Below are 1,335 nucleotides of genomic sequence, written 5' to 3'. Positions count from 1 at the left end.
ACCACCCCAGCAGGATGCCGGGCCGTGAGGAAGTGCCCGCGCGGCCGCACTTCCTGGAACATTCGACTGTGTCACCTGAACCTCGTGTCTTGCGACGAGGACTCGTTTGCGCAGGCAACGAGCGGGATTGACGAACTCCGTTGTCGTGCCTGCGACAGCCACACCCCACGGTTCTCCTGCGACAGCCCTTTCATTGCCGAGCGGGCCGACGAAGTGATCTCAAAGGCGCCGCAAATGGCGCACTGAAACTCTGCCTTTCGGTGCGCGATTTCGGCCTCCAGAGCCGGTCCCGAGCAGACAGGGCAGACAGACGGATAATACCGTCGTTCGAACGGCAAGACGCTCATCCCATCGCGCTCCCTGCCCGCCTGCGGGAGGTGGTCGTGCGCTGAGCCGCACGTGAAATGTCGCCGCAGCGGTTGGTCGGAAATGGGACGGAACTCTCCGGATCAAGCATTGCGCGCATTTCGTTCCCCTCTTCGTGGCACTGCAACTGTGATCAGCCCCTGGTCTTGGGTGCGACATTCCTCCGCGTGGCGACTTCGATCTGCTTTGCCTCCTTCTCGAGCCGATCCGGAGCGGCCGAACCCATCAAGGCATAGGCCGTGCCTCCCGACTGCCAATAGACGGTCGGGACCCGTCCGTCCGTGGCCGGCGTCGGCGGGACGGCGACCTCGCCGTTCATCGGAGCGGCTACGAGCGTGATACGGCCGACGCTTGGCGTGTCGGCCGTCACAACCAGGCTCTGCTGTCCGTTCCAAGGCTGCACCTGGACGTCCCTCACCACCCAGACCGACGGCAGGGTCGGCATGCTGACATTGACGGCGCCAACCAGTCGCTCGATCTTCTCCTGCTTCGGCTCCGCGCCCGTTTCCGGACCCGCATTCAGCTGTGCGACCCGCAACGCATCCCGCGCGGCCAGAATGAAGGTCTCGTCCGCCGTTTTGCCTCCCTGGCGGAACGGCATCGTCAACGAGTTTGCCGACCACCCCAATGCGACGAGCAGGACGGCGGCGACCTGAAGTCTGAGCGCGGCAAGCATCTTCCTGCGGCGAAGCGCCCGTTCCAGCTCCCTTGCCCTGTCGAGACTCGCCGAAGGCGGAAACATGCGTTGCGGCTGCGCATTGCGCAGCGCATCCATGCGTTCGGCATGGGCGAACACTTCCGCCGCCAGTTCCGGCTCGCGGGCGAGCCGGGCCTGCAATTCCGATCTTTGAGAAGCCGACAGCTCGCCATCCAGAAAGCGGCTGATATCCTCTTCGGAAATACGACTACCGTCTCGCATCACGACCTCCTACGACCTTCAATCGAGCGGAAGCTGCGTCGTCCATATTT

1 protein-coding gene is annotated in these 1,335 nt (G+C 63.8%); it reads right to left on the bottom strand.

Annotated features, from left to right (window positions below):
* Positions 1-499 precede the first annotated feature (499 nt).
* Complete coding sequence (locus tag ORS3428_RS08645; protein WP_083355064.1) at positions 500-1,285, bottom strand: anti-sigma factor family protein; 786 nt, start codon at positions 1,283-1,285, stop codon at positions 500-502.
* Between the last annotated feature and the right edge of the window lie 50 nt (positions 1,286-1,335).

The organism is Mesorhizobium sp. ORS 3428 (assembly GCF_001854785.1).
Taxonomy (GTDB): domain Bacteria; phylum Pseudomonadota; class Alphaproteobacteria; order Rhizobiales; family Rhizobiaceae; genus Mesorhizobium.
The sequence above is the reverse complement of the archived record's forward strand: the minus strand, read 5'-3'. Positions and strand labels throughout refer to the sequence as shown.